Genomic DNA, 817 nt, shown 5'->3' on the forward strand with positions numbered 1-817 from the left:
CCCGCTGACGCTGGCCGACATCGCGGCCGCGACCGGGATCGTCCCGCCGATGGCGCCGAACCCGCTCGAGGCCTGGACCTCGCGCAGGTCCTCGAAGCCGACCAGCGTGGCGTGGGAGGGCAGGCCGATGGCCTCGCCGGCCCGGTAGCGGTAGGCGATGCTGCCGCTCGTGACGAAGCGGATGGTGACGAGGTCGGCGTCGAATTTCGGCTTGGTGACGAATCCGCTCGCCGAGGCGGTCTCCCACAGGCTGAAGGTCTCGCTCTGGCTGCCGGCGATGCGGATGTCGGGCGCCGCCGAGCGCAGGATGTCGAAGTTGACGGCGATGCCGCCGCGATCGTTGAACAGCTGGAGCTGCCGCAGCGAGCCGATGCGCGCGACGATGCGGTCCTGGGAGCGCCAGGCCGCCGGATCGCGCTGGGCGAGACCGCTCATCCGAGGGGCCTGACCGATCGGGGCGGCGTGGAAGCGGGGCGGCGCATCGTCGGGCAACTCGAAGTGGGGATCGGCTGTGCCGCCGGGGCGATCGACCGCCCCGAAACCGCGCACCGCCGTGCGCGGGCCGTGCCGCGGCCGGCGGGCTACCAGACGAGCCGCTCGATCACCGCGTCGGGCTGCACCGGCTGGCGCGCGAGCCAGGCGGCGACGTCGCCGAGGGTGTGGTGGGCGGCCGAGACGCCGAGCTCCTCGGCGTGGATGCCGCGGGCGACGAGCAGGCTGGCGATGCCGAACCCGCGCGCGCCGGCGATGTCGGTGCGGATCGCGTCGCCCACCGCCAGGACGCGGGCGGGATCGGGCGCGGCGCCCGCGTCGAGGC

At 74.9% G+C, this 817-nt stretch carries 2 protein-coding genes; both read right to left on the reverse strand.

Features of this window, described 5'->3' with window-relative positions:
- The coding region (locus tag FV223_RS28925) for a hypothetical protein (RefSeq protein ID WP_147730035.1) at positions 1-435 on the reverse strand (435 nt) is incomplete at its 3' end.
- Between the two features lie 146 nt (positions 436-581).
- Positions 582-817: HAD hydrolase-like protein (locus FV223_RS28930; protein WP_147730036.1), on the reverse strand; the 236-nt coding region annotated here is incomplete at its 5' end.

It is taken from the genome of Methylobacterium sp. WL116, assembly GCF_008039455.1.
Lineage (GTDB): Bacteria > Pseudomonadota > Alphaproteobacteria > Rhizobiales > Beijerinckiaceae > Methylobacterium.